The 6,592-nt window shown below is 64.9% G+C and carries 7 protein-coding genes; 4 read left to right on the forward strand and 3 right to left on the reverse strand.

All coding sequences use genetic code 11. From position 1 onward, the window contains the following. Together T281_RS15750 and T281_RS15755 are read right to left on the reverse strand one after the other, a co-directional pair. Positions 1-382: hypothetical protein (locus tag T281_RS15750; protein ID WP_037241624.1), on the reverse strand; the 382-nt coding region annotated here is incomplete at its 3' end. After that, positions 379-945, reverse strand: coding sequence for a sigma factor-like helix-turn-helix DNA-binding protein (locus T281_RS15755; RefSeq protein WP_037241627.1), 567 nt, complete (start codon positions 943-945; stop codon positions 379-381). The genes T281_RS15750 and T281_RS15755, both read right to left, overlap by 4 nt. A 239-nt stretch (positions 946-1,184) precedes the next feature. On the opposite strand from T281_RS15755, the gene T281_RS15760 reads away from it, so the two are divergent. From T281_RS15760 to T281_RS15775, 4 genes are all read left to right on the forward strand, one after another. After that, a complete protein-coding gene (locus T281_RS15760; RefSeq protein WP_037241629.1) occupies positions 1,185-2,420 on the forward strand; it encodes a hypothetical protein in 1,236 nt (411 codons plus the stop codon). A gap of 13 nt (positions 2,421-2,433) precedes the next feature. Continuing rightward, a complete protein-coding gene (locus T281_RS15765) occupies positions 2,434-3,492 on the forward strand; it encodes an enoyl-CoA hydratase/isomerase family protein (RefSeq protein ID WP_037241632.1) in 1,059 nt (352 codons plus the stop codon). A gap of 224 nt (positions 3,493-3,716) precedes the next feature. Next, positions 3,717-4,892, forward strand: coding sequence for a patatin-like phospholipase family protein (locus T281_RS15770; RefSeq protein WP_162173199.1), 1,176 nt, complete (start codon positions 3,717-3,719; stop codon positions 4,890-4,892). Between the two features lie 706 nt (positions 4,893-5,598). Further along, positions 5,599-5,976, forward strand: a complete 378-nt coding sequence (locus T281_RS15775) for a hypothetical protein (RefSeq protein ID WP_013418932.1) — start codon at positions 5,599-5,601, stop codon at positions 5,974-5,976. Positions 5,977-6,250: 274 nt separating this feature from the next. Here the strand turns inward: T281_RS15775 and T281_RS15780 are convergent. Further along, positions 6,251-6,592, reverse strand: a 342-nt coding sequence (locus T281_RS15780; protein WP_210164080.1) for a hypothetical protein, incomplete at its 5' end; no start/stop codon positions are given.

A 6,592-nucleotide genomic window follows, 5' to 3' on the forward strand; every position in this document is an offset into this window, starting at 1 on the left:
CGGCAAGCAGCGTCGCGCCGTAACCTCCCAGCAGTCCGCCGAGGAACACGGCCGCGACAAAGATCATCTGCCGCGCGGCGGCGGGCTGCGTCGACGTGGAGGCCGCCGCCGAAGGCCGGGCCACGGCTTGCGTAGCCGCGCGCTGCGGACGGGCCTGCGCGTCGGGGTCGCCGGTTTGAAGCGCGGCTTTCGGCACGGCGATTTCGTCGCGAGCGAACGCGCCGAACGTCTCGATGAGCTGCGCCTGCGTGCGCTTCAGCCGCGCGATGCGCCGCGACACCTCTGCATTGACGGACGAAAGCTGCGTAACTTCAGCGGCCTGGGACTTTTCAAGCTGCCCGTCGAGATAGGCGAGAAGAAATTCGTCGGAGAGCTGCGTCATGCGGCACGCTCCCTGATGATCGACGGATCGATTTCAAGGTCGCTCTGCCGGGCGCTATCCGAGAACCCGCGCGTATCGAGCCAATGCGAAAGCGCCACATGGCCGCGTGCGAGGCACTTCATCAGCCCGAGCACGGGAAGACCGACGGCGTCGGCGGCTTCGTCATAGGACGCGCCCTCGCCGTAAACGAGGTAAAGGGCCGCCCTCTGCTGCGACGGCAAACTTGAGATGAATTTTGCGAAATGGGCGTTGCCGGCCAGCGATCCCTTCAGCAGGCTCGCGCCGAAGAGGCGGGCATCAGGCACATATTTCTTCTGAAGGTTCGGATCTTCGGCAAGCTTCGTGTTCCACAGCGCATAGATGCGGCGGAAGGCCTCCGTCAGATGATCGCGGTCGTCCTCGCGCCAATCCTTCCGGTTTTGCAGGCTTTTGAGCGCACCGCGAAGGAGAGCCTGAGCGAGGTCGGCATTGGCGGTGATCGCCAGCGCAAACTTGTAAAGACGCGGTGCCGCCGCGAGAAGACCGTCGCGCGCGCGGCTCTGACTCTGCCCGAAGTTCGCCATATTACGCGGCCTCCTTTACAAATTGAAAGAACCGTTACTCTTTCCGACAATGGCACGGAAAGGTTGACGCGCGGTAAAATGACAACAGCCGCGACTACAACGTCGGGCCGCTTCGGGTTTCTGGCTATTTCGTTGCTCACGGCAATTGCCTTTATCGCCGAAGTCGTGAAAAAACTGTGATCCGTGCGTTTACGGCGGCGGCCCAAGGCCGTCGCGGACATTATCGCGGCAGGGCGGGCATGACGGACGACGACTCCGAGAACCAGCGTCTGAGCAAGTTTTCGAGGGCTGACCGCGGTGCCTATGGCTTCGGCGGTCCCTCTGCCGCGAAGCCCGACCCGCTTGCCGAAGCCCTGGAACAGGTGATCCGGGGCCGCGCGCAGCCTGCCGACCGCATCGAGACGCACGTTCCAGACGAGCCGCCGCCGCCGCCCCGCCCAGCACCTCAAGCGATCCATTCGCGGCTGATCGAGGAACTGCACAGCGCGCGCGAGCAGATCCGGCAAGCGCCCTCGAACGAAAGCGCGGGGCCGCAGATCCTGGAAGGCGAGATCTTGCCGCCGCCGGGCTCCCTTTCCCCCGCCGTGCCGGACGCGGTCGATGTGAAGCCGGACCCGGGCGCCTCCTTTCTGCGCCGTGCGAAGGAGAATGTGCGCAGGCTTCGGATATCGGCGGCCGAGCGGCTGCACGGTTCGACCCGCGTGGCCGGGCATCTCGCCGCGAGCGGCCGACGCGCCGCCACCGATACCGGCGTGGCACTGTCCCGGCGCATGCGCCTCAAGGACTGGCGGCGCAGGCGTCTCGCGCTTCTCTGCCTCGTACACCGGCATGTCTTCGACCGGCACACAGAGCGGCTTCTGTTCAGCAAGACGCCGCCGCTCGAAGTCTACGCCGTCAGCGAGGGCGAAAAGGGCATCGAAAAGGAGTTCGTCTATCGCGGGCCGATGCCGAAGAAGGTGCTCGACTGGACGCTTTCCGTCCTGCCCCGCGATCTGAAGCGCCATGCCTTCCTCGATTTCCGCGCGGGCAACGGCCGCACGCTTCTTCTCGCGGCGCGGCGGAATTTCGAATACGCGGCGGGGTACGCCTTCGACACCGAGGGCTGCGAAGTCCTCGAAATGAACCTCGCGCAATATCCGCGCTCCTGGCTCGATTGCCGCGACGTGCGCGCGCTGCGTGGCGACCGCGACGGCCTGCTGATCCCAGCGCAACCCTCGGTGCTGTTCTTCCCCGACGCGCTTCCGACCGGCCATATCGACATCATCCTCAGTTATATATCCGCGTCTTTGCACCTCAACCCGCGCGAGATCTGGCTCATTTTCGAGAATGCGGGCCGCGAGAAGGGGCGGGAGCAGATGGAACTGTTCGATACGGTGCCGCTGCCGTTCGCGAGCGACGTAAAGATGCGGCTGTTCTCGCCCGTGCCCGTTGCGGTTTACTGCTCGAAGACTGATAACGAAGAAGACGCACTTTAAAGCCGGAGCGATCATGCAGGATGCGGAAGCGGGCATCGTCTGTGTCGAGGAGGGAAGCGCGGGGCTCGCGCGCCTCAATCGCCCCAAGGCGCTGAACGCGTTGACCTTCGCGATGATCGAGCGGCTCGAAGCTTTCCTCCACGCCTGCGCCGTCAACCCGCGCATTCACGGTGCGGTGCTGGAAGCCGAGGGCAAGGCGTTCTGCGCCGGCGGCGACATTCGCGCTATCCGCGATATGGCGGCGAACGCGCCCGACGAGGCGAATCGCTTCTACGCGGCCGAGTATCAGCACAATTGGTCGCTGGCGTGCTTTCGCAAGCCGCATGTCGCGCTGATCGACGGCTCGGTGATGGGCGGCGGCGTGGGCGTGAGCCTTTACGGCAGCCATCGCGTGGCGGGCGAAAACTTCCGCTTCGCCATGCCCGAAACCGGCATCGGCTTCGTACCCGATGTCGGCGGATCGTGGTTCCTGCCGCGCCTGCCCGGCAAGACCGGCCTTTATCTCGCTCTGACGGGGGCCGTCTGCGACCGCGCCGACGCTCATGCGCTCGGGCTTGTTACGCATTGTGTTCCGCGCGAGAGGTTCGCCGCGATCCGCGCCGCCATGGTCGAGGGGGAGCCCGCCGACACGGTGCTCAACGCGCTGCACGAGCCGCCCGGCAACAGCGCGCTCGCAGCCCTGCGCGAGCCCATCGATCGCCTGTTCGCCGCGCCCTCGCTCGAAGACCTGTTCCGCGGGCTTGAGCGCGAAGATGGCCCGTGGCGGGATTTCGCACGCACGACGCTCGACACGCTGTCTGCTCGCTCGCCACTTGCGCTGCATCTCACATTCGAATTGCATCGGCGCGCCGCCACCTTCGCGAGCCTCAAGGACGCCTTGACGCTGGAATATCGGGTCGCAACGCGGCTCATCAGGCATGCCGATTTCGCGGAGGGCGTTCGCGCCGCCGTCATCGACAAGGATCGCTCGCCGAAATGGACGCATGCTTCCATCGGCGCGGTCGACGCGGACCTCGTCGCGAGTTTCTTCGCAGCGCTTCCGGCGGGCGACGTGCCTCTCGTGGACCACTAGCAATTGCACACGCATCCGTGATCGACCCGTTACGGTTGCATCCGGGCAACGGTGACGGGGCAAATCCTCCGCAAAGGAAGCTGTCTTGTTGACGCTTCGGGCTGGCGGGTAGAAAAACGTGCTCGAATACGTTACGTGCAAGAGGGAAGCGGATGGGCTTTAACCGGGATGCGCAACGTCGGGGCCGTTTAGCGGTCGCGGCGCGACAGTCTTTTGCGCTCATCGTGGCTGCGTTTCTGCTCGCCGCCTGCGCCTATATTCCACGTGAGCCGTTCACAGCGCAGGAACAGGCCATCGCCGAGATTCCCGGCATTCCGAATGCGCGCTTCTGGGTGGACGGCAGCGACGCGGAGCTGCGCGAATTTGTGCGCGGCACCGCCTTGTCGGGAGCCGTTTCCTCGACGGGCAGCTTCGACGTGCTCGCCCTTTCCGGCGGCGCCTATGATGGCGCTTATGGCGCGGGCGTCATCAACGGCTGGACGGCGACGGGCACACGGCCGAAATTCGCCATCGTGACGGGGGTCAGCGCGGGCGCACTCATCGCGCCGCTGGCATTTCTCGGACCGTCCTACGACGCGCGGCTTCAGGAAGCCTTTTCGGGCAGCGCCGCGCAGTTCCTTGGCGACCTTGGCGGCGTGTTCTCGCTGCTCGGCACCGCCGAGGTGCGCCGTCAGTCTCTCGTCGAACTGGTGGATGCCTTCGTCGACTTCGATCTTCTGCGCGCGGTGGCGGCCGAGCACGCCAAAGGCCGCCGTCTTTTTGTCGTGACGACCAACCTCGACGCGCAGCGCGGCGTGGTCTGGGACATGGGCGCCATCGCTGCCGCCGGTCCGCAGTACCGCGATCTGTTCCGCGATGTGCTCGTCGCCTCTGCAAGCATTCCCGGCGTTTTCGGACCGACCTACATCGAGGTTCAGGCAAACGGCCGCCGCTTCCGCGAAATGCACATCGACGGCGGCGCGACAACGCAGGTCTTCATCCTGCCGGACGTTGTCTTCGCGACGGGGCGCGGCCTCTCGGCGCCGGAGGGCACTCCCGCAAAATTGTGGGTGGTGATCAACAACCGCCTCTCGCCCGAGTTCGAGGTGGTGGAAGCCGGCATCCTGTCCGAGGTGCCCCGCGCGTTTTCAACCCTCATCAAGGCAAGCGCCAAGGGCACGCTCTACGCGGCAACTTCGTATGTGGGGCCGGGCCATTTCCACCTGACCTTCATCGACAAGGGGTTCGACGACCTTCTGAAGACGATGCCCGGCTTGCAACCCGGATTCAACGCGCCCTACATGCAGACGCTGTTCCGCTACGGCTACGACAAGGCGCGATCCGTTCAGCCTTGGCTGCTGTCCGTGCCCTTGCCGGGGAATGCCTCGAAGCCGCGCGCGACCATCGCCGCGATTCAATAACGGTCTTTAGCGGGCACGGGGCGGCGTCGCTCGATCCGCTATCGGCGAGCGCGATTTTTCCGCGACCAGGGCCTGTCTCGAGCCGACAGACCGGGGCGCGGCCTCTCGACCGCGCTAGGTGTTCCGAGCCGGTTCGGTGTGCGCTCAACCTGCAACGGCGGTGCAGCACCGCTCGGAAGTGGCCCACGCGCTTGCGGCGGCGGCTCGACCGGGATAGGTCCGCCACCGCCAATGCGCTCGCCTGGGCCTTGGGCAAGGGTCTCGCCGGGTCCGCAGACCGCCGCACCGAATAGGGCGATCAGGGCGAGCGTTGCGGTGAGGCATCGGTGCTGCTTCGGTCGGTTTTCCATAAATCCATCTTCCGTTGCGGAAACGGTCGCGACCCCTCCGCCAAATCCGCGAGCCGCGCGCGATGTTAAAAGCCCGCTGACATCCACGCAGAAAGCCGAGATCGCTGCGCTGCCGTAGGGCATGGCATTCACCGGTGAGGTTCTTGTCTCAGCTTGCAGTCGGCGGATTACAGGAAGGCTGCGATTTTCCGGCCAATTTTACGAAGCGGCGTGACCGCGAGCGCCGAACGACCCCGCCGCCGCCATCGACTGCGACGCCGCTGCCGCTCGTCTTCGCCATGATTTGCGCCTAATCGTGCACGCAGCATCCGCGACTCGCCGCGTCGATGCGGCCTGCTCTTTCGAAGGAAAGTGACATGACAACGGTTCTCATCATATTGGTCCGCCTCGGCGGCCTCATCGCGCTCGGCCTTGGAGCGGCGTTCTTCGGCAAATATCTGCCGGTCGAGGGCGTGCCGCTGCTCGCGCATAAGATCGCGGGCGGTATCGCGGCCCTCTCGCTGGTTCTGCTTGCAATTCAGGGCTTCTCGCGCGCCACCGTGGTCGCCATCCTCGCTGCGATCGTCGCGGCTGCGACGCCGGCAATCGGCATCTACCAGCAGGGGATCGTCGATATCGAGATGGCCAAGCTCGTGCACATCGCCCACATTATTACCGGCGTCGGCGTACTGGCGTTCGCCGAAATTCTGGCGAAGCGCATCAAAGCGTCGAGAGGCTATGCGCTGGCGCACTGAGGCCAATCTTCCGGCCCCTGCGCATTGGAAAATCGTGGGGCAGGGGCGTTCGCATCGAACAGCTCCTGTCTCATTTCGGCTGTGCTGAGGGCTCGCTGGGCTGTCGCGTTCAGAGGCGGGCACGCTGCCGTTCCACACCGCGCTCGTGAGGCCGGCGGCTTCATGCATCGACGAGAATTATTGCAGCAAACCGGCTCACTGTCCGTTTGAGCGGAGGTGAGGGCTCTCGTGAACAAGGCGCAAAGCAATTCCGTGACTCACGGAGCGAAAAAGCTCAGCGCCCCTCGGAGCTCTTTTCCTTATGCCGGGAAGGCGGGTTCGCGCTCCGTTTTTCCCTCTCCACGTCCTCGGGTGTCTTCCTTGCGGGGGCGACGCCGAGCAGCTCGTCGACATCGATGACGCCACCTGCTTCCGGGTTTGGCTCATTCAGACTATTGGGCTCCTGCTCGATTCGCAGCGGCTGACCGTCGTTGATGCGACCTCGCTCCTGCGCAGCCGCGCCGCCCGCAAAAGCCGCCATCGCCAATCCCGCCGTCAAGGCAAGTCCAAGGACTTGTACGCGTTTCCGGTCCATATTGCCCTCCGGGCTAGATCCAAACAGTTGAGCGATGCCGCG

This window comes from Rhodomicrobium udaipurense JA643 (assembly GCF_000636015.1).
GTDB lineage: Bacteria > Pseudomonadota > Alphaproteobacteria > Rhizobiales > Rhodomicrobiaceae > Rhodomicrobium > Rhodomicrobium udaipurense.

What these genes read in the sequence shown, in the direction of transcription:
- T281_RS15775 (WP_013418932.1), top strand. Translation starts at nt 5,599, where the DNA reads ATGACAACGGTTCTCATCATATTGGTCCGCCTCGGCGGCCTCATCGCG.
- T281_RS15755 (WP_037241627.1), bottom strand. Translation starts at nt 945, where the DNA reads ATGGCGAACTTCGGGCAGAGTCAGAGCCGCGCGCGCGACGGTCTTCTC.
- T281_RS15760 (WP_037241629.1), top strand. Translation starts at nt 1,185, where the DNA reads ATGACGGACGACGACTCCGAGAACCAGCGTCTGAGCAAGTTTTCGAGG.
- T281_RS15765 (WP_037241632.1), top strand. Translation starts at nt 2,434, where the DNA reads ATGCAGGATGCGGAAGCGGGCATCGTCTGTGTCGAGGAGGGAAGCGCG.